The sequence below is a fragment of the Caulobacter sp. SRI_008 genome, from assembly GCF_057586355.1.
Window position 1 is genome coordinate 65618 of record NZ_JBYCZS010000004.1, and the last position, 18696, is coordinate 84313.

The 18696-nt window shown below is 68.4% G+C and carries 18 protein-coding genes; 4 read left to right on the forward strand and 14 right to left on the reverse strand.

All coding sequences use genetic code 11. The features are described 5' to 3' along the window. Nucleotides 1–50: 50 nt before the first annotated feature. Nucleotides 51–1241, reverse strand: coding sequence for an acetyl-CoA C-acyltransferase (locus tag AC2YHT_RS05070; protein WP_487288494.1), 1191 nt, complete (start codon nt 1239–1241; stop codon nt 51–53). A 245-nt stretch (nt 1242–1486) separates the two neighbouring features. On the opposite strand from AC2YHT_RS05070, the gene AC2YHT_RS05075 reads away from it, so the two are divergent. Then, complete coding sequence (locus AC2YHT_RS05075) at nt 1487–1993, forward strand: winged helix-turn-helix transcriptional regulator (protein ID WP_487288496.1); 507 nt, start codon at nt 1487–1489, stop codon at nt 1991–1993. A gap of 20 nt (nt 1994–2013) precedes the next feature. Here the strand turns inward: AC2YHT_RS05075 and AC2YHT_RS05080 are convergent, their stop codons facing one another. Continuing rightward, nucleotides 2014–2226 (reverse strand): MbtH family protein, encoded by a 213-nt coding sequence (locus AC2YHT_RS05080; protein WP_487288497.1) that lies wholly within the window; start codon nt 2224–2226, stop codon nt 2014–2016. 482 nt (nt 2227–2708) lie between these two features. After that, nucleotides 2709–3161, reverse strand: coding sequence for a DUF3617 domain-containing protein (locus AC2YHT_RS05085; RefSeq protein WP_487288498.1), 453 nt, complete (start codon nt 3159–3161; stop codon nt 2709–2711). Between the two features lie 214 nt (nt 3162–3375). Here AC2YHT_RS05085 and rpmB point away from each other — a divergent pair, with 214 nt between their 5' ends. Continuing rightward, nucleotides 3376–3681: a 50S ribosomal protein L28 gene (rpmB, locus tag AC2YHT_RS05090; protein ID WP_058346488.1), complete on the forward strand. Its 306-nt coding sequence runs from the start codon at nt 3376–3378 to the stop codon at nt 3679–3681. Nucleotides 3682–3796: 115 nt separating this feature from the next. Here rpmB and AC2YHT_RS05095 read toward each other — a convergent pair whose 3' ends face one another. The 4 genes from AC2YHT_RS05095 to AC2YHT_RS05110 all read right to left on the reverse strand — a co-directional run bounded on the left by AC2YHT_RS05095 (nt 3797) and on the right by AC2YHT_RS05110 (nt 6022). Next, nucleotides 3797–4681 carry an AraC family transcriptional regulator gene (locus AC2YHT_RS05095; protein ID WP_487288500.1) on the reverse strand — a complete coding sequence of 295 codons (885 nt, stop codon included), beginning with the start codon at nt 4679–4681 and terminating at the stop codon, nt 3797–3799. Nucleotides 4682–4776: 95 nt separating this feature from the next. Continuing rightward, nucleotides 4777–4974 (reverse strand): hypothetical protein, encoded by a 198-nt coding sequence (locus AC2YHT_RS05100; protein ID WP_487288501.1) that lies wholly within the window; start codon nt 4972–4974, stop codon nt 4777–4779. Between the two features lie 149 nt (nt 4975–5123). Then, complete coding sequence (locus AC2YHT_RS05105; protein WP_110117889.1) at nt 5124–5426, reverse strand: hypothetical protein; 303 nt, start codon at nt 5424–5426, stop codon at nt 5124–5126. Between the two features lie 284 nt (nt 5427–5710). Further along, nucleotides 5711–6022: a hypothetical protein gene (locus tag AC2YHT_RS05110; RefSeq protein WP_110117890.1), complete on the reverse strand. Its 312-nt coding sequence runs from the start codon at nt 6020–6022 to the stop codon at nt 5711–5713. Between the two features lie 482 nt (nt 6023–6504). Here AC2YHT_RS05110 and AC2YHT_RS05115 point away from each other — a divergent pair, with 482 nt between their 5' ends. After that, on the forward strand, nt 6505–9450 hold the full coding sequence (locus AC2YHT_RS05115; RefSeq protein WP_487288502.1) for a TonB-dependent receptor domain-containing protein: 2946 nt from the start codon (nt 6505–6507) through the stop codon (nt 9448–9450). A 299-nt stretch (nt 9451–9749) separates the two neighbouring features. Here AC2YHT_RS05115 and AC2YHT_RS05120 read toward each other — a convergent pair whose 3' ends face one another. Continuing rightward, complete coding sequence (locus AC2YHT_RS05120; protein ID WP_487288504.1) at nt 9750–10820, reverse strand: esterase-like activity of phytase family protein; 1071 nt, start codon at nt 10818–10820, stop codon at nt 9750–9752. Beyond that, nucleotides 10817–12745 carry a cobaltochelatase subunit CobT gene (cobT, locus tag AC2YHT_RS05125; RefSeq protein ID WP_487288505.1) on the reverse strand — a complete coding sequence of 643 codons (1929 nt, stop codon included), beginning with the start codon at nt 12743–12745 and terminating at the stop codon, nt 10817–10819. Before cobT ends, AC2YHT_RS05120 begins: the two co-directional genes overlap by 4 nt. Nucleotides 12746–12855: 110 nt before the next feature. Between cobT and AC2YHT_RS05130 the strand changes: the two genes are divergently transcribed. Further along, complete coding sequence (locus AC2YHT_RS05130) at nt 12856–13035, forward strand: DUF1328 family protein (RefSeq protein WP_487288506.1); 180 nt, start codon at nt 12856–12858, stop codon at nt 13033–13035. A gap of 176 nt (nt 13036–13211) precedes the next feature. On the opposite strand, the gene AC2YHT_RS05135 is transcribed toward AC2YHT_RS05130, so the two are convergent. The 5 genes from AC2YHT_RS05135 to AC2YHT_RS05155 all read right to left on the reverse strand — a co-directional run bounded on the left by AC2YHT_RS05135 (nt 13212) and on the right by AC2YHT_RS05155 (nt 18693). After that, nucleotides 13212–14351, reverse strand: coding sequence for a DUF3089 domain-containing protein (locus AC2YHT_RS05135; RefSeq protein ID WP_487288507.1), 1140 nt, complete (start codon nt 14349–14351; stop codon nt 13212–13214). Nucleotides 14352–14597: 246 nt separating this feature from the next. Beyond that, nucleotides 14598–15530 (reverse strand): intradiol ring-cleavage dioxygenase, encoded by a 933-nt coding sequence (locus AC2YHT_RS05140; RefSeq protein WP_487288508.1) that lies wholly within the window; start codon nt 15528–15530, stop codon nt 14598–14600. A gap of 196 nt (nt 15531–15726) precedes the next feature. After that, on the reverse strand, nt 15727–16632 hold the full coding sequence (locus tag AC2YHT_RS05145; RefSeq protein ID WP_487288510.1) for a flagellin: 906 nt from the start codon (nt 16630–16632) through the stop codon (nt 15727–15729). A 2-nt stretch (nt 16633–16634) separates the two neighbouring features. Beyond that, nucleotides 16635–18362 (reverse strand): flagellar hook-associated protein FlgK, encoded by a 1728-nt coding sequence (gene flgK / locus AC2YHT_RS05150; protein ID WP_487288511.1) that lies wholly within the window; start codon nt 18360–18362, stop codon nt 16635–16637. 4 nt (nt 18363–18366) lie between these two features. Then, nucleotides 18367–18693 carry a hypothetical protein gene (locus AC2YHT_RS05155; protein WP_110121036.1) on the reverse strand — a complete coding sequence of 109 codons (327 nt, stop codon included), beginning with the start codon at nt 18691–18693 and terminating at the stop codon, nt 18367–18369. Nucleotides 18694–18696: the final 3 nt, after the last annotated feature.

Below are 18696 nucleotides of genomic sequence, written 5' to 3' on the forward strand. Positions count from 1 at the left end.
CGCAAGGTCTTGCCGCGCGACGGGCCTTAATGCCGCGGATTGGGCAGATTTTAGGCGAGCTCGATGGCCATGGCCGTGGCCTCTCCGCCGCCGATGCACAGCGAGGCCAGGCCGCGCTTGGCCTTGCGGGCCTGCAGGGCCGAAATCAGGGTGCACAGGATGCGGGCGCCGGATGCGCCGATGGGGTGCCCCAGGGCGCAGGCGCCGCCGTTGACGTTCAGCTTGTCGTCCGGGATGCCCAGTTCCTTCTGGGCGATCATGGCCACGACGGCGAAGGCCTCGTTGACCTCGAACAGGTCGACGTCGTCGACGCTCCAGCCGGCGCGGGCCAGGGCCTTCCTCATGGCCGGCACCGGGGCGGTGGTGAAGAGGCCGGGCTCATGGGCGTGGGCGGCGTGGCTGACGACGGTGGCGACCACCGTCAGGCCCAGCGCCTCGGCGATGCTCTTGCGGGTCATGACCAGGGCTGCGGCGCCGTCGCTGATCGACGACGAGTTGGCCGCCGTGATCGATCCGTCGCGGGAGAAGGCCGGACGCAGGGTGGGGATCTTGGCCGGATCGGCCTTCAGCGGCTGTTCGTCCTTGTCGATGGTCTCGACGCCCTTGCGGGTGGTCACCGTTACCGGCGCGATCTCGGCGGCGAAGGCTCCGCCCTCGACGGCGGCCTTGGCCTTGAGAAGTCCGCGCGTGGCGTAGTCGTCCATCGCCTCGCGGGTGAACTGGTAGTCGGCGGCGGTGTCCTCGGCGAAGGCGCCCATCAGCTTGCCGGGGGAATAGGCGTCCTCCAGGCCGTCCAGGTACATGGAGTCCCAGATCTGGTCGTGGCCGATGCGGGCCCCGCCGCGGTGCTTGGCCATCAGGTAGGGCGCGAGCGTCATACTCTCCATGCCGCCGGCCACGACGACGTCGGCGCTGCCGGCCAGCAGGGCGTCGTGGGCCATGATCGCGGCCTGCATGCCGCTGCCGCACATCTTGTTGACGGTCGTGGCCTCGACCGACTTGGGCAGGCCAGCGCCCAGGGCCGCTTGGCGGGCGGGAGCCTGGCCCAGGCCGGCCGGCAGCACGCAGCCCATGATGATCTGGTCGACCTTGTCGCCCGAGAGCCCCGCGCGCTCGAGCGCCGCCTTGACGGCGGTCGCGCCCAGCTCCGTGGCCTTCACCCCGCCCAGCGCGCCCTGGAAGCCGCCCATCGGCGTACGGGCGAAGCCGGCGATCACCACCGGATCGGCGTGCTTGGACATGGTTGAGCTCCCGATAGGTTTGTTTTGCGGCGGAATAGGCCCCGGATCGGCGCGCTTGCGCAAGCGTCTTGCCGGAATCTTTCCCGGAGCAAGAAGCGGCCGGCGGCGGAAGGGCGGCTCCCGTCGTCGGCCGGTCAGTCGAGCAATGAACCGAGAGAGTCAATTGCGATTAGAAACCTACTCTGGTTCGTACTCAAAAGCAACGGCCCTTGCATTCCCTCGCGGAACGCCGCACTTTCCTCCGTATGGGTCGCACCGCCGATTACAGTCACCAACGCTGCGCCATCGCCGCCACCCTCGAGGTCGTCGGCGATCCCTGGACCCTGCTGATCCTGCGCGACGCCTTCCAGGGCGTGCGGCGGTTCGAGCAGTGGCAGGATCGCCTGGGCGTGGCCCGCAACGTGCTGGCCGCCCGGCTCAAGAGCCTGGTCGGTCACGGGGTGATGGAGACCCGCCGCTATTCCGAGCGGCCGCCGCGCCATGAATATGTGCTGACCGCCAAGGGGCGCGACCTGTCGGCCGTGCTGCTGACCATGGCCGAGTGGGGCGACCGCCACGTCTACGGCGTGGGCAATGGCCCCGTCCGCTTCGTGCACAAGGCCTGCGGCTGCGACTTCCACCCCAAGCTGGCCTGCGAGGCCTGCGGCCAGGTGGTCGATGGCCGCGACCTGTCGCGCGTGATCCACGAGGGCCAGTCCCCGACCGTGGGCGAGGCGCTGGAAGCCGTCGCGGTGAAGACGGCGGCCGAGTAGGCCGCGCCGCCTTCGCGATTTCAGCCCTGGCCTTCCATGGCCCGCCGCAGGCTCAGCGGGCGCATGTCGGTCCAGACTTCCTGGATATGCTGCAGGCAGGCGGCCTTGGTCCCGCGAAAGCCCGCCTCGTTCCAGCCCAAGGGCAGTTCGCGGCCGACCGGCCAGATCGAGTACTGCTCCTCGTGGTTCACCACCACGAGGTACTCGGTGGTGTCTTCCCGTTCTTCGCGCATCTGTCCCCCGCCGCTCTGGTGCTTGGCGTGGCCGGAGCCTTGGCTGGGTTCGGGGCGCTGTCAATCGCGTAGGGTGAGCCGCGCCGACGCGCGCCGAAAGGTTGCGCCGATCGGGCGGATTGCGATGGATGCTTGGGGGTAAGTGCCGCGCGTCCACAGCCAAGTTAACGGCAAGGCTTGAAGGGCGGGAACGCGCGCGAAACGAATCAGGACCGAATCGCTGACTCGGTCCGATTCGGGATTTGTTCCCTACAAGCTATTGTAGCTTAACGGCGATTAACCACAACGGCGTTCGGCGAGGGGGCTTTGCTTGCCTGTCCCTAACGTCCGTTGTTCCCCGCGAAGGCGGGGACCCCCAAGCGGGCTCTCGGGGCGTGGCGCGGCCGTGGGCGATCCACGGATTCGGCTTGGATCCCCGCCTTCGCGGGGATGCTCGGTATATAGTGTCGTGGATGTCGGTCCGGGGCGTGTCCGCGTAGGCCCTACTTTGCGTCGGCAGGGCAGGTGGCCGACAGGCGCTTGGCGTTCATGACGCCGGCCAGGGGCAGGCCGTCGACCGTCTTCAGCTTGATGTCGAGCTTGAAGCTCTCGGGGGTGTAGGTCCCCTTGGCGTTGACCGGGGCCGCGCGGCCCTTCTTGTCGGTCCAGGTTCCCTTCAGCTGGATCCTGCCGTCATCGACCTGGTTGGTCGTGTAGTCGCACTTGTAGCGACGGGTGCAGATGCCCTTGGAGAACTGGGCGGCGTCGGCCGGCTTTATGCACTTGTCCTCGCTGCCGACCGGGATGATGCCGATGCGGTAGCTGTATTCCCAGTGGCCGGGCAGAATCGTCGTCTTCGGCGCGGCGGCGCTCGCCGGTGCGGTCGCGGCGAATCCCACGGCCAGGGCGGCCAGGGAAGCGGCGAGAGCGGAGACGGCGAGGGCGGTCGGACGCATGCTGTGGAACTCCTTCATGGCCGTGCATATAGGAAGTATCAGATGAACCGCGCTTGAAGGCGGGGTGATGGCGAGGCCCGAGGCTTTGCCGCCTTGACTCCGCAAGGCTCCATCGCCTATATCGCCCCCTCTCGCGCGGCGGACCTCGGTTCGGAAGCGCGCCTGACATTATGTTCGCGGGGCCTTCGGCTTCGCCTAGCCCAAGGTACTCGTCATGTCGCGCCGTTGCGAACTCACGGGCGTCGGTCCGATGATCGGCCACAACGTGAGCCACTCGAACATCAAGACCAAGCGCCGCTTCCTGCCGGCTCTGTCGCCTGCTTCGCTGCAGTCGGACTCGCTGGGTCAGACTTTCAAGCTGCGTATCAGCAACGCCGCCCTGCGCACCCTCGACTTCAAGGGCGGCCTGGACGTGTTCCTGCTGGGCGCCAAGGACGAGCAGCTGTCGCCGCGCGCCCTGAAGATCAAGGCTCAGGTCAAGGCCAAGGCCAAGGCCGCCGCGCAAGCCGCCGCCGCCTAAGTCTTTCGGTCCTCCGGGGCCGTACGAAAAGCCCGCCAGGTTCGCCTGGCGGGCTTTTTCGCGTTTGGCGATCGGTGGGAGACGGCGACCCTGACAGGGCCGCCGTCCGCAGACGCTATTCCAATGGCAGGAACAGCTCGACGACCACCTCATGCACCGGCGCGTTGGGCGGGAACGAGAAGTGCCGCTGGCAGTAGATCGGAAAGTCCCGCGCCTCCTCGCCGCTGGCCGGCAGCCACTCGCGATAGAGATAGAGCGCGGCGGGCTCCAGATTGTGGGTGTCGTGCAGCACCCGCAGCACCGCGCAGCGCCCGCCGGGAATCACGCCGGCCTTCATCAGTTCGTCGTCGGGATCGATCGGCCGGTCGGTCCCGATGCACAGGTCCATGCTGTAGTCGTCCGGGTTCTCGGGAATCCGTTCCGACCGGAAGATGTTGAAGGTCGGGTTGGTCTCCGGCGACAGGCCGGCGGCCTTGCGCCAGGCGATGAACCGCTCGATCGAGGCGCCGAGCAGCGCCCGGTCGCCGCGATGCTCCATGATCGCCACCGGGGTGGGCGGCAGGTCGCGGATCGTCACCTGGTCTTGGTCGTAGATGGTCGGCATCAGCTTGCTCCTGGCGTTGTCCATCGGCCCGAAGGCCGCAAGCCACGGCGCCCAGTCGGGCGCCTTGCGGAACGAGGAGGGCGACTGCTTGAACCTGCGCCGAAAGGCGCGGGCGAAGGCGTCCGGCGCGTCATAGCCGGCGTCCAGCGCGATCTCCGTGACGCTCTGGGCGTCCTTGGCGACCAGCTGGCGCGACGCGCGCTTCAGGCGGGCGAGCTGGACATAGCTGTGCACCGACAACCCGAAGGTCGCCATGAACTGCCGATGGAAGTGGAATTTGGAGAAGGCGGCCACGCGGCTCACCGTCTCCAGGTCCAGCTCGCCGTCCAGATGCTGGTCGATATGGTCCAGCACCCGCTGCATCCGGGCTGTGTAGTTTTCGAGCGCCGCCTTCATCGTCCCCCGTCTCCGTGGCGCGGCCAGTTAGCCGCCGGCCGTCGGATCGTGCTCGACCGATCTTGCGGTTTGTAGGGCGCGTGGAGGAGTTGGGATCAGGCCGAGATGTTGACCAGCGTGCCGGTCAGTTCGCCGGTGGCCTGGCCGAGGGCGGCGCCGGCGGCGGCCGTGGCCTTGGCGTTGGTCTGCGCGACCGCCAGCTGGGTCAGGTCGACGATCGGCGTCGCGGCCTCGCCAGACGCGACGGGGCGCGGCGGGGTGTAGCGGGCGGCGTTGGCGGTGGAAACCTGCACGGCGACTCCCTTCCAGGCTGCAGCGTAATCTGGTCCGCAAGCCTTAAGCAGGCCTGACCGAGCATGGTTAAGGCGGCCGTCGAGCGTGCAGCAAAAAGCCGCCGTCGCGGGGCGACGGCGGCTTCTGAAGCCTTGGGAGGCTGGTCGCCTTAGCGGGCGGCCAGTTCCAGGGCCTTGGCCGGGTTGGCGGCATTGTAGGCGGTCAGCTCGGGGTTGGCGAGCTTGGACACGGCGTCGTTCACCGACGAGCGCACGCAGGCCGGGTACAGGTACATGGCCAGCGACTCGCCGCGGACGTCCTGCCAGCAGACGGTCGAGGCGGCCTTGACGATGTCGGCGCGGACGTCGGCGGCGGCGCGGCCGGCGACCTTGACGCGGACTTCGGCGGCGCCGGCCGGAGCGGCGGCCAGCAGGGCCAGGGCGGAGAGAGCGAGAGCGGCGGAGCGGATCATCTGACGGATTCCAGTCGGGTGCCTGTCAAAGGCGGTTGAAGCGATCGCTTCCCGACGCGTTCCTCTGGTGACTGGTCCAGGATCTCGCCCGCTCTGTCACCGGATGAAAGCTGTAGCTCACTGCCGATCAGTTATCAACGATTATATTCTCGCAACCGACAGGCGAAGTGTTTGATTTCACGCGCTTGTTACCGGTGTCATGGGCTGACCGCCAGGCAAGCAAAAGCCCGCGGAGCGGGGGCTCCGCGGGCTCTGGTCCCGATGGGGCTTAAGCGGTGGTCCGCTTAGCGGGCCGAGGCGGTCTTGATCAGACCGTTCGGGCGCCATTGGGTCTTGTCGTAGGCGGTCAGGGTCGTGCTGCCGACCTTTTCCACGGCGGCGCGGGTCACATCGCGGATGCAGTAGGGCAGGACGTCGGCGCCGTAGGTGGTCGAGTCCGTGTCTTCCTTGCACACCGAGGTGGCGGCCTTGACGATGTCGGCGTGCACGGCGGCGGTGGTGCGGCCGGCGACCTTCACGGTGACTTCGCCGGCGAAAGCGGCGGGGGCGCTCAGGAGAGCGATGGCCGAAGCGGCCAGAACAAACACACGTTGCATGATCTTGATTCCGGAAAGGGGGTTGGGGTCAACCTCCTCCCGATGCGTTCCTCTGACGGCCGACCGGATCTCGCCAGTTCGTCGCCGTCCCCTTCTAAATACAGTGACAACGCTGTCATTCCAAGCGGATTTTTGACTTCGGGCGTCAAATTTTTACGACGCCGACGAACGCTGCGTGCCGGAAAGGCATGATGTACGGCAAATGAGCACCCAAAACGCGTTAGTTTCAGGTGAAATTATCCCTTTATGCTGCGCTGCGGTGAGGGTTTGGCCTACCCCTGCGCCGCAGCTTGGGGCGGCCGTCCTTCGCGACGCCGCGCATCGAGGTCGAAGCCTCCAGGGCGCCCCGATGGGTGTCCGCTCAGCAACGCGAACATTGTAATATTTATATCGTATAAGATATTTGACATAAATCGTAACAATGTGCCTCTCTGCGCCAAGGCGCGACGGACTCAGATCGCGCGCAGCGAGGAGGGACTGCGATGCGGACCAAGAAAGAGCGCCTCAGGGCGTATGGGGGAGCGGCGGCGATCGCCTTGCTCTCCGGGCTGGCGGCGGCTCCGCTCGCCTCGGCTCAGACCACAGCTCAAGCGCCCGCGAGCGCCGAGGAAGCCTCGACGGTCGACGCCGTGGTGGTGACGGGCTCGCGGATCAAGCGGCCCAATCTGGTCTCGGCCAGCCCGATGACCGTGGTCGGCGGCGACGAGGTCAAGCTGCAAGGCGCGACCTCGATCGACAGCGTGCTGAACCGCCTGCCGCAGTTCACCGCCGACTCCAACGAGAACGGCTCCAACGGTTCGGACGGCACGGCGCGGGTGAACCTGCGCAACATGGGCTCCAGCCGCGTGCTGGTGCTGGTCGATGGCCAGCGGATGCTGCCGACCGAGGCCGCGGACGTGAACTTCATTCCCAGCGCCCTGGTCGACCGGGTCGACGTGGTCACCGGCGGCGCCTCGGCGGTCTACGGCTCGGACGCGGTGTCGGGCGTGGTCAACTTCATTCTGCGCAAGAACCTCGACGGCCTGCGCCTGGACGCCCAGTACAGCCTGGCCCAGCACACCAACGACGCCGACTATCCGCGCTCGCTGATCAGCCAGGCCAACTACAAGCTGCCCTCCAAGCACGTCACCGACGGCGAGAAGATCGACGTCAACCTGGCCATCGGCATGAACGCGCCCAGCGGCAAGGGCAACGTCACCTTCTATGTCGGCTATCGCGAGATGAAGCCGGTCACCCAGGACAGCCGCGACTATTCGGCCTGCGGTCTGAACCTGACGGGAACCAACAGCAACGCCTTGGTCTGCGGCGGCTCCAGCAACAACGAGTACGGCCTGTTCACCCTGCTCAGCGGCCCCAACGCCGGTCAGACGCTGAACAACACCAAAGACGGGAACAAGACCTGGGTCCCGTACAACAGCTCGTTCCTCTACAACTACGCGCCCACCAACTACATCCAGCGCTCGGACTCCCGCTACACGGCGGGCGCCTTCGCGCACTATGAGATCAGCCCGGCGGTCGAGGCCTACGGCAGCCTGATGTTCATGGACGACCACACCTTCTCGCAGGCCGCGCCGTCGGCGCTGTTCCAGGGCACGACGTTCAAGATCAACTGCGACAACCCGCTGATGTCGGCCTCGCAGGCCGCCACCCTGTGCGGTTCGGCGGCCGGGACCAGCGTCAGCCAGGACACGTTCATCGGCTATCGCCTGACCGGCCCGGGCAGCTCGCCCCGCCGCGACGACCTGCGCCACACCGACTATCGCATCAACGCCGGGCTGCGCGGCAAGCTCGCCCAGGGCTGGAGCTACGACGCCAGCTTCCTGTTCTCGACCGTCATCCTCGACGAGAGCTACAAGAACAACGTCGACAACGCCAAGGCGATGAAGGCCCTGCAGGTGGTCAATGTCGGCGGGACCCCGACCTGCAAGTCGGTGGTCGACGGCACCGATCCCAACTGCGTGCCGATCGACGTCTTCAAGTACCAGGGCCTCAGCGCGGCGGCCTACAAGTACCTCTACGCCCCGACCTTCACCCACGGCGTCCAGCGCGAGAAGGTGCTCAGCGCCTCGCTGAACGGCGACCTTGGCCAGTACGGTCTCAAGACCCCGTGGGCCGAAGACGGCGCGGCCCTGGCGCTCGGCGTCGAGCACCGCCGCGAGGAGCTGAAGTTCGAGGCCGACGCCCTGGCCCAGGCCGCCGGCACCAAGGAAAGCAGCGGCGCCTTCAGCGTCAGCGAGCTCTATGGCGAGGTCGACCTGCCGCTGGTGCAGGACGCGCCGTTCATCAAGGCGCTATCGCTGAACGCCGGCTACCGCACCTCGAAGTACGACTACCTCGACGACCGGGTCTCGACCTACAAGGTCGAGCTGCAATACGCCCCGACCTCCGACGTGCGGTTCCGCGCCAGCTACAACCGCGCCGTCCGGGCCGCCAACATCAGCGAGCTCTACGCGCCGCAGGGCCTGGGCAATGTCGCGGCGGTGGATCCGTGTTCGGGTCCGACGCCCAAGGCCAGCGCCGCGGCCTGCGCCTTGACCGGCGTCACCGCCGCCCAGTACGGCAAGATCCCCGACTGTCCGGCCGAGACCTGCGTCACCCAGGGCGGCGGCAACCCGAACCTGAAGCCGGAAGTGGCCGACACCCGCACCGCCGGCGTCGTGCTGACCCCCAGCTTCCTGCCGGGCTTCTCGATGTCGCTCGACTACTTCGACATCTATGTCGACCAATACATCGGCGCGGTCGACGCCCCGACCGTCATCAACCAGTGCGTCCAGACCAGCAATCCGTACTTCTGCAGCCTGTTCCACCGCGACCCGACCTCGGGCGTGCTGTTCGGCGAGCGCGGCTACATCATCGCCACCAACCAGAACACCGGCTTCCTGCAGACCTCGGGCCTGGACGTGACGGGCAACTACCGCCTCGACCTGTCGTCGCTGGGCAATTACGGCGACGTCGACTTCAGCTTCGTCGGCACCTACCTCAACAGCCGCAAGATCGAGCAGCTGCCGGGCCTGGGCGCCTATAACTGCAAGGGGCTGTTCGGTCCGACCTGCGGCCAGCCCAACCCGGCCTGGCGCCACCAGATGCGGGCCACCTGGAACCTGCCCTGGATCGCCGCCTCGCTGTCGGCCAACTGGCGCTATTTCGGCTCGGCCGACCTCTCCAGCAACGACAGCAACCCGTTCCTGCAGGGCGACTACGTCGAGATCAACCGCAAGATCAAGGCGTACAACTACCTGGACTTCGCGGGCACCTGGAAGGTCCGCGAGCAGTTGACCCTGCGCGGCGGGATCAACAACGCCTTCGACAAGGATCCGCCGGTGATCGCCGCGGGCCTGCTGTCCTCGTTCGGCAACGGCAACACCTATCCCGGCGTCTACGACCCCATGGGCCGCACGATGTTCGTGGGCCTGACCATGGACTTCTGACGACGCTTTGGCGGGGGAGGGGGCGCTGGCGCCGTCTCCCCCGAGCTTCTCCCCAACTCAAAAGCCGCCGACGCTCCCAGCGTGGCGGCTTTCTTTTTTGAGTTAGGCGCTGCTGTCGGCGTCAGGACGCCGCCTTGCCCCAAAACTCCGATCTTCCCCGCGAAGGCGGGGACCCAAGCTGACTTCCAGGATGAAGCGCGGCCGCGGATCATCTGCGGGCTCGGCTTGGATCCCCGCCTTCGCGGGGATGCTCGGAGAAAGTACGGGCGTTGGCGATGTCCGCCCCGGCCAAGCCGACCTCAGCGGCGCTTCTTCCTCGGCGGCGGCGTCGGGGCCGGCGGCGCGGGCGGGGGCGGCGTCCAGTCGAAGGCCAGCAGCAGGGTGCGCTGGTTCATCTCGCCGCCGTTGTCGTCCGACAGCAGATAGACCCGGGTCGCGCCGTTCGGGCCGGCGGCCAGGGCGATGCCCTCGAAGTTGTCGCGGGTCAGGGCGCCTTCCAGCGTCAGGCTGGCCAGCGGGTACTGCTTGTTGGCCGGGGTCATCGGGTCGGCGATGAAGCGCACCTGGGCGCGCCAGCCGCGCACCGGGTCATAGGCCCGGTGCAGCGTGGCCAGGGCCTTGCCGCCGAAGGCCGTGAAGCCCGACAGGCCCCAGGTGAAGTCGATCGGCGACTGCGGCGGGATCGGCTGGCAGCTGCTCGACAGCCGGCACAGCCACACCTCGCCCTCCTCGCCGCCGACGAGATAGGAGTCGGGGCCGGCGGCCGGATAGGCGGTCAGGGCCTCCATGCCCTCGTTGTCGGGGAAGACGGTGGCGGGCTTGGGGGCGACGGCCGGACGGCTCCACAGGCCGGTAGGCCCCACGGCGTAGCGCCAGATGCGGTGGTCGCGCTCGAAGCTTACCAGGCGCTCGCCATTGGCCAGGCGGGTCAGGCCCTCGGCGTCGCCTTCGGTCTTGCCGCGCAGCCCTTGGCCGTCGACGCCCAGCAGGGGCGAGAGCTTGCCGTCGGTCAGGCCGATCAGCCTGCCTGCAGCGTCCAACTGCAAGCGCGCCGAGAAGCGGTCGCCGTCATCGCTGACGGCCTCGACGCCGTTTGCGTCGGTCAGGATCAGGTCCGACAGGCCGTGCAGCCGGCTGGTGTCGGCGCTGGTGATGGCGATCCCGCCCGCATAGACGAAGTTTCCGACGGCCGTCTGGTTCGGGTTCGAGGCGTTCAGCGGCACGGGCGTGACCGTCAGGCCGATCTCGGGGCCGACCTTCACCGGAGCGGCGGGCGTGACGACGGGCGGCGGCGGTGCGGGTTTGGGTCCGCACTGGGCCAGCATGCCACCGGCCAGGCCAAGGGCGAGCAGTCCGCGCAGTCCGATCACGCCGAAGCCTTGCGCGCGGTCTTGGGAGCCTGGGGCACGACGGTGGGCGGCGGCGGCAGCAGGCCGCGGGCGCGCGCGGCGGTGCGCGGCTCCTCGTCGAACAGGGCGGCCAGCTGTTCCACCAGCACCCCGCCCAACTGCTCGACGTCGACGATGGTGACGGCGCGACGGTAGTAGCGGGTGACGTCGTGGCCGATGCCGATGGCGATCAGCTCGACCGGGCTCTTGCCCTCGATCTCGGCGATGACCTGCCGCAAGTGCCGCTCCAGATAGTGGCCCGAGTTCACGCTCAGGGTGGAGTCGTCCACCGGCGCGCCGTCGGAAATCACCATCAGAATGCGGCGGGCTTCGGGCCGGCCGATGATCCGCTGGTGCGCCCACATCAGCGCCTCGCCGTCGATGTTCTCCTTCAGGAGACCCTCGCGCATCATCAGGCCCAGGTTCTTGCGGGCTCGTCTCCAGGGCGCATCGGCGGCCTTGTAGACGATGTGGCGCAGGTCGTTCAGGCGGCCGGGCGAGGGCGGCTTGCCGGCCTTGATCCACTCGTCGCGGCTGGTGCCGCCCTTCCAGGCGCGGGTGGTGAAGCCCAGCACCTCGGTCTTGACGCCGCAGCGCTCGAGCGTGCGCGCCAGGATGTCGGCGCAGACGGCGGCGACCATGATCGGCCGGCCGCGCATCGAGCCGGAATTGTCGATCAGCAGGGTCACGACCGTGTCGCGGAACTCCTGGTCCTCCTCCTGCTTGAACGACAGGGGGGCGGTCGGATCGATGATCACCCGCGTCAGGCGGGCGACGTCGAGCATCCCTTCCTCGAGATCGAAGGTCCAGGCGCGGTTCTGCTGGGCCAGCAGGCGCCGCTGCAGCTTGTTGGCCAGGCGCGAGACGACGCTGGAAAGGGCCGAAAGCTGCTGGTCGAGATAGGCCCGCAGGCGGGTCAGCTCGTCCGGGTCGCACAGCTCCTCGGCCGAGACCACCTCGTCATAGGCCGTGGTGAACACCTTGTAGGCCGGCTCGCCGCCCTTGTCGGCCGACGGATCGGGACGGGCCGGCTTGGCGCCGTCGCCCATGTCGGGGGCTTCGTCGCTGTCTTCGGGTTCGCCTTCCTGCTCGGACTGGACGATCTCCTCGTCGCCGGCCTGGCTTTCGCGGTCGGAGGCCTCGCTCTCCTGCTGCGAGGAGCCGTCGGGCTGCTCGCCTTCGCCCTCGCCCTGGTCCTCGTCGGAATTGTCGGTCGGCTTGTCGTCCTCGCCCTCGTCTTCGTCCGACGACTCGGTGGCGTCGTTGACGTCGTCGCCCAGGTCCAGGTCGCGCAGGATCTGGCGGGTGACCTTGGCGAAGGCGGCCTGGTTGTCCATGGCCGCGACCAGGCGGTCCAGGTCCTTGCCGGCCTTGGCCTCGATGTCGGCGCGCAGGATGTTGACCAGGGCTTTCGCGCCATCGGGCGGGGCGTCGCCGGTCAGGCGCTCGCGGGCCATCAGGCCCAGGATCTCGGCCATCGGGGCCGACTGCTGGTCGAAGGCGACGGCGCGGGTCAGGCCCTGCTTTTCCAGCCGGGTCTCCAGCACCGTGGCCAGGTTGGCGCGCACGCCGCCCAGGGCATTGGCGCCGATGGCCTCGATGCGGGCCTGCTCCAGCGACTCGTAGATCGCCTGGGCGTCAGGCGCGGCAGGACGCGAGCGGGCGTGGGTCGACGGGTCGTGGTGGGCCAGGCGCAGGGCGATCTGGTCGGCCATGCCGCGCAGGCGGGCGGCTTCCGGACCCGAGAGATCGCGCGGCGGATGTGGCAGCACGGCGCGCTTGCCGACCAGCCCCGGCGACTCGCCGGAAAACACGATCTCGAGGTCCGGTGTCTCGGCGAGCGAGCGGGCCGCGTGCGCCAGGGCGCGCTTGAAGGGTTCGGTCGGGTTTTCGGGCTTGGAGGCCATGGCTTTGGAGTTAGCGGCGCGGACCCGCGAAGACAAGGAACGACGCGCGCCAAGGCGACGTTGTTGCGCTGAAGCCTGCGCAGCGCAGGTCCAGTGCAAGGAGCTTTCACATGCTGAAATGGGCCCTGATCTTCGCCGTGGTCGCCATCGTCGCCGGCGCCCTCGGCTTCACCGGCATCGCCGGCGCCGCGGCCGGCGTCGCCAAGATCCTGTTCTTCCTGTTCCTGGTGGTCTTCCTGGTCGTGCTGGTGCTCGGCCTGGGCGTCTTCAAGGGCGTGACGGGGAAATGACACAGATCCTTCTCCCCTTGCGGGAGAAGGTGTCAGCGAAGCTGACGGATGAGGGGTTTCTCAGACGTCAAACGCCGCGACAGCTGTGAAGCCGTCGCGGCGTTTCTGCTCGTGCGACCCCTCACCCGACCTCCTTCGGAGGCCACCCTCTCCCGCAAGGGGAGAGGGATGTGACCCTACTTCCAGCCCTTCCCCTGCGCCTCGACCAGCGCCACCAGATCCCCCATCGCCAGGTTCACGTCGGCCAGGTGCAGGCCCCAGGCCTTCAGCGGCATGCCCATGACCAGCAGGTCGCCGGGGATGTCGTCGATGCGCGGGTCGGCCGGGTCGCCGTGGACCTTGATGGCCAGGTAGTCGTAGGCGCCGCTGGTCGCGCATTGCGCGGTGACCAGGCCGGGGACGCTGACGAAGGTCGTGGTCAGGTCCTTGCCCTTCACCCACGGCGTCTTGCGCGGCGCGCCGGCGATCGTCTTGTCGCTGAAATAGCTGTGCAGCGGCGCCTCGCCGCCGGCCAGGGCGGCCGGATTCACGCAGGCGGCGCGCTTGCCGCCCTCGGCCTTGCCGAAGAACGCCGCGCCCTCCGGCGGACTGGAGGCGCGGAACGACACGTAGGAGACGATGCAGCCGGTCTGGCCGGGCTGGCGGCACATCTTGATCGAGCCGTAGCTATCGGTCGCCGGATCGATCTGCGTGTTCATGCCGATGATCAGGGCCGAGACCAACTGCTTCTGCACCGGCTTGCCGTCGATCTCTTCGGCCAGCAGGCGCAGCAGCAGGCGCGAGCCCTGCGAGTGGCCGATCAGCACGACGCCGCGGCCCTTGTTGTCGCGCGCCAGATAGTCCTTCCAGGCGTCGAGCACGTCGGCATAGGCAAGCTGCTCGTCGCCCGGCGAGGGCTGGCCGCGCATCACCTGGCGCAGGGCGGCTAGGGTCACCTGCCGGTACATCGGGGCGAACACCCGACAGGCCTGGCCAAAGCGCGCGGCCTGCTGCTCGGCGACCGTGGTCTCGGCCGGGTCGATGGTTATGTCGCTGTTGCCGCCGGGATCGGTCGACACGGTCGGATAGACATAGAAGCAGTCGATCGGGGCCTTGGGATCGGCCTTGAACGGCTCGACCTTGGTGGCGCCGTCGGCCGAGACGACGGTGGCCGTCTGGTCCTGGGCGCAGGCGTCGGCGCGGCCGGGCCGGCACAGCCAGGCGGCGTCCTGGCCATAGTCGTTCTTGGGCTGAGGACTGGCGGGCGCCGGCTGGGCGCAGGCCGCGCCCGCCAGGCTCATGGACACCGCCAGCGCGGCCCAGATCGTCTTGCTCATATCCACCCCGTTCCATCCCCTTGGGCCGCGAACGGCCGTTTGAGGCGGAGGATGGCGTGTGGAAATGACAACGGAAAGTCTTTCCTTCTCCCCTTGCGGGAGAAGGTGTCGCCGGCAGGCGACGGATGAGGGGTCGCACGCGAGAAAACGCCGCGACGGCTGTTCGGCTGTCGCGGCGTTCGATGTTTGAGAGACCCCTCATCCGACCTGCTTCGCAGGCCACCTTCTCCCGCAAGGGGAGAAGGATCAGAGCCCCGGCACGATCGCTTTCAGCCGCGCCTCGCCGGTCAGCGCCTCGTGGTGCGGCGGACCCATGCCGTCGGGCGGCGAACCGCCTTGCTGGCCATTGGGGAAGCCGCCGGGCGGCGGGCCGGGCGGGCGGCCGTTCGCGCCGCCAGGAGGGGGACCCATTCCACCGGGAGGAGGACCCATGCCGCCGGGAGGCGGACCACCCGGTCCACCGCCCGGACCACCCATCCCCGCGTCGTCCTTCCAGTCGGCGGCGGGATCGACGCCGAGCACCAGGGCCAGGACGTAGCCGTCTTTGCCTTCCTTGACGCTGGCGACCATGGCCTCGCCGCCTTGCAGGGCGATGCCGTCGTGGCGGTTGAAGGTGTCGCGCTGGCGTGGGCGCTTATAGGCCGGGACGTTCTCGTAGAGATATTCCGACAGGGCGTCCGGAACGAACAGCTGCGCCGTCAGTACGGTGCGGGCGTCCAGGTGCGCCTTGATGTGGATGTGCGGGGTGCGGCCTTCGTACCAGCCCGGCCAGATGGTCTTGAAGGCGACCTTGCCGGCGCTGTCGCTGATCTGCGCCCCGCGCAGGAAGGTCGCGCCCTTGGCTGCGGTCTTGTGGTCGTCGCCCTGGCCTTCATAGCCGGAATAGATCCCCCGCGCGTCGCAGTGCCAGATGTCGACCCGTGCGCCCTTCAGCGGCCGGCAGGCGCCGTCGACGACAGTCAGGGCCACGGTGACGGGCGCGCCCTTCCTGCCTTCGGTGATGTCGGCGCGGTCCAGCTTCGGGTCGAACCAGTAGGGACCCTGCGTGACCTGCGGGGTGATGGCGCAGACGCCCTCGGCGGCGACCGCCGGGCGCGAGCCCACGGCGACGGCGGCGAAGGGAACGGCGCCGGCGAGCGCCAGCAGGCCGCGACGGCTGGGAGAAACAGTGGGGGGCATCGGCGCTCCGAAACGAGAGGCCGCTCTTCTGACGGTGCGATTGTGCCGCCGTATGTCCGGTTCTTGCGAGATTGCAACTCTGGCGGCGATCCTCCCCCTCTGGGGGAGGTGGCCCGGAGGGCCGGAGGGGGATCGGCGCAGGCCCCCTCAGTCGCTTCGCGACAGCTCCCCCAGAAGGGGAGCATCTTGTCGCCCGCTAAAGATACTTGCTCAGGCTCAGCGACGAGAGGGTGCTGATCATCGAGTACATGGCTTCCAGCTGTGTCTCGTACTGGGTGGCCAGGACGGCGGTCTCGGCGAGGTCGGCGTCCTTGAGGTTGGACGACAGGGTGTCGATGCTGTCGATCTTGGCCTCGTTGCGCGAGGTCAGGTCCGACAGGGTCGAGGCCTGCAGCGAGACCTGCTCCTGCAGCGAGCCGACGCCGGTCACCGCCTCGCTGACCATGTCGTAGGCGCTGGAGATCACCGTGGTGTCGCTGGGCGAGGCGATGACCATCTTCAGGGCGCGGGCCAGCTCCTCGAAGGCCGAGGAGTCGGCGGTGACCGACAGGTTGATGGTCTGGCCGTCGGTGGTGGTGAAGGTGCGGCCGGCGCTGGAGCCCTGGTAGTAATTGGTGTCGGCGACGCTGGTGTCGGCCGTCGGGTCGTAGTCGGTGTCGCTGTAATCGACGGCGGCGGCGTCGCCGGCCGTGCCCGAGAACAGGTAGACCCCGGCCGAGTTGCTGTTGAGCAGGGCCTGCAGGTCGTTCAGCCAACTGGTGGCGTACTGGACGGTGGTGTCGGCGTCGGTGGTCGTGCTCGACATCATCGAGGCCAGCTGGCTCTTGATGGTGGTGGCCAGGTCGGCGATGTCGCCCAGGGCCGAGTAGGAGGCGTTGACATAGGCCGTCGCGGTGCTGGCCGCGCTGTTCTCGGCCGTCAGGGCCGCGCTCTGGCTGGACAGGCGCAGCAGGCTGCCGGTGTCCTTGCCCAGGCCCCCATAGGTGGTCGACTTCAGGCCCGAGGCGGTCTGGGCCTGCTGGTCGGCCAGCTTGGCCTGCACCTTCAAGCTGGCCGTCAGCATGGTGTTGGAGTGGTTGAAGGTGGCGATGCGGCTGATCATGGTTAGCTCACCATGCTGATCAGGGCTTCGAACAGTTCCTTGGCCATCGAGACGAGCTGGGCGGTGGCCTCGTACTGCGACTGGTAGGTCGTCAGCAGGGCCAGTTCCTCGTCGACATTGACGGCGGTGGTGTTCTGCAGCCGGCTGGCAGCCGCCTCGTAGGTGGCCTGGGCGGTCTCGGAGCTGGAGGAGGCGTCGGAAACCAGGGTCGCCGCGCCGGCGACGAAGCTGGCGGTGTAGGACGACAGGGTGACGGTCTTGGCCGGCTGGTCGCCGGCCGCCGCGAAGGTCAGGGTCCCCGACAGCATGGAGGTCAGGGCGTCGACGGTGGTGCTGTCGGAGGTCGACAGGGCGCGGTCGCCGGCCGACAGCGTGGTTGAGGTGTCGAGCGCGCCGGTGGCCAGCAGGCTGTAGTCGTTCGCCAGCTTCGACGAGATCGAGATGTCGGCGGCGGTCGAGCCCGAGAACAGGTCGTTGAAGCCGAAATAGTCGGAGACGCCCTGGGCGTCGTCGCCGACCGAGGCGCCGATGTCGCCCAGGGCCACGCCGTTGGCGCTGTCGTCGGCGGTGATGGTCAGCTTGCCGTCCGTGCCGATGCTGGCCGACAGGCCGTCGATGGCGTCGAGGGCGTTCACCAGATCATCGACGCTGGAATAGGACGACAGGTCCAGGTCCTCGGTCGAGATCGTGGTCCCGCTGGAATTGACCACGGCCACCCGCAGCGTGCCGCTGGCCGAGAAGCCGTCGCTGCCCGACACCGTTCCGGCGCTGGTCAGGGTGGTGGGAGCGGGCACGGCCGAGCCGGCGTTGGTGATGGCGTTGACCTGCGAGATCAGGGTCGACGCCATGGCGTCCAGCTCGGCCTGCTCGTCGACCAGGGTCTCGTCGCGCAGGGTGATCAGCGCGCCCAGCTGGCCGGAATCGACGCTCTCGGTGATGTCCTTGCCGTTCAGCATGATCCCCGAGATCGTGTCGGGATAGACGCTGGTCGCGCCGAGCGCGCTGGAGGCTGTGTAGCTGAGCTTGGCCGCGGTGGTGCCCAGGAGCTGGTCGCCGCCGGTGGTGTAGACCACCAGCTTGTTGTCCGACGTCGTGTAGCTGCTGATGCCGATCAGGCCCGACAGGGTGGTCAGGGCCGAGTCGCGCTGGTCCTGCAGGTTGGTGACGTCGCCGCCCTGGGCGGTGACCGACGAGATCTGGTCGTTTAGCGAGGCCAGGGTCGACAGGGTCGAGTTGATGGTGTCGACGCTCGTGGAGATGTCGGTGTTGGCCTGGGTGCGCAGGTCCTGGATCGAGGCCGACAGGCCGCCGATGCCGGCCGCCAGCGACGAGGCGGCCGAGACCACCGAGGCCTTGGCCGTGTCGCTGTCGGCGCTGGCCGACAGCGAGGTCAGGGCGCTGGTGAAGGTGTCGAGCAGGCTGGAGAGGTCGCTGCCGGCGTCCACCGAGCCGAGGGCGGCGTCGTAGGACTGCATGTAGCTGTCGATCGTCGAGGCGTAGCCCGCGCCGGCCGCCGTCTTGACCACGGTCTTGGCCAGATAGGTGTCGGCGGCCCGCTGGATCGTGGTCGTCGAGGCCGAGTTCAGCGCCGTCGTCGCGGTCGAGCTGACGCTCTTGCGCGTGTAGGTCAGGTCGTCCGCGTTGGCCACGTTGGCGTTGGCCACCGCGATCTGCATCTGCGTGTTGGACAGCGCGGACGAGGCGGAGCTGATGATCGACGACAGCGACATGGCGCTAGTCCTTGCGGCGGCGGTGGTCGCGCAGGGCCCGGACGCTGCCGCGATAGCCGGCGGTGGCGCTCAGGCCGCGCGTGACGGCCTGGATGCGTTCGCGGCTCTCGGCCATGTCGGTCTCGAGCGCGGCGACGCGGGTTTCCAGCACGGTCTGCACGTCGTGCAGGTTCGACAGCATCAGCAGGCGCTGGTCGTCCGACAGGGCGGACAGGCCCTCGGCGATGCTGCGCGCCAGGGCCCGCGCCTCCTCGACCGAGGAGACCACCGGCGTGTCGCGGTCCCGGCGCGCCTTCTGGGCGCGGGTATGCAGGCGTTCGATGGTGCCCATGGC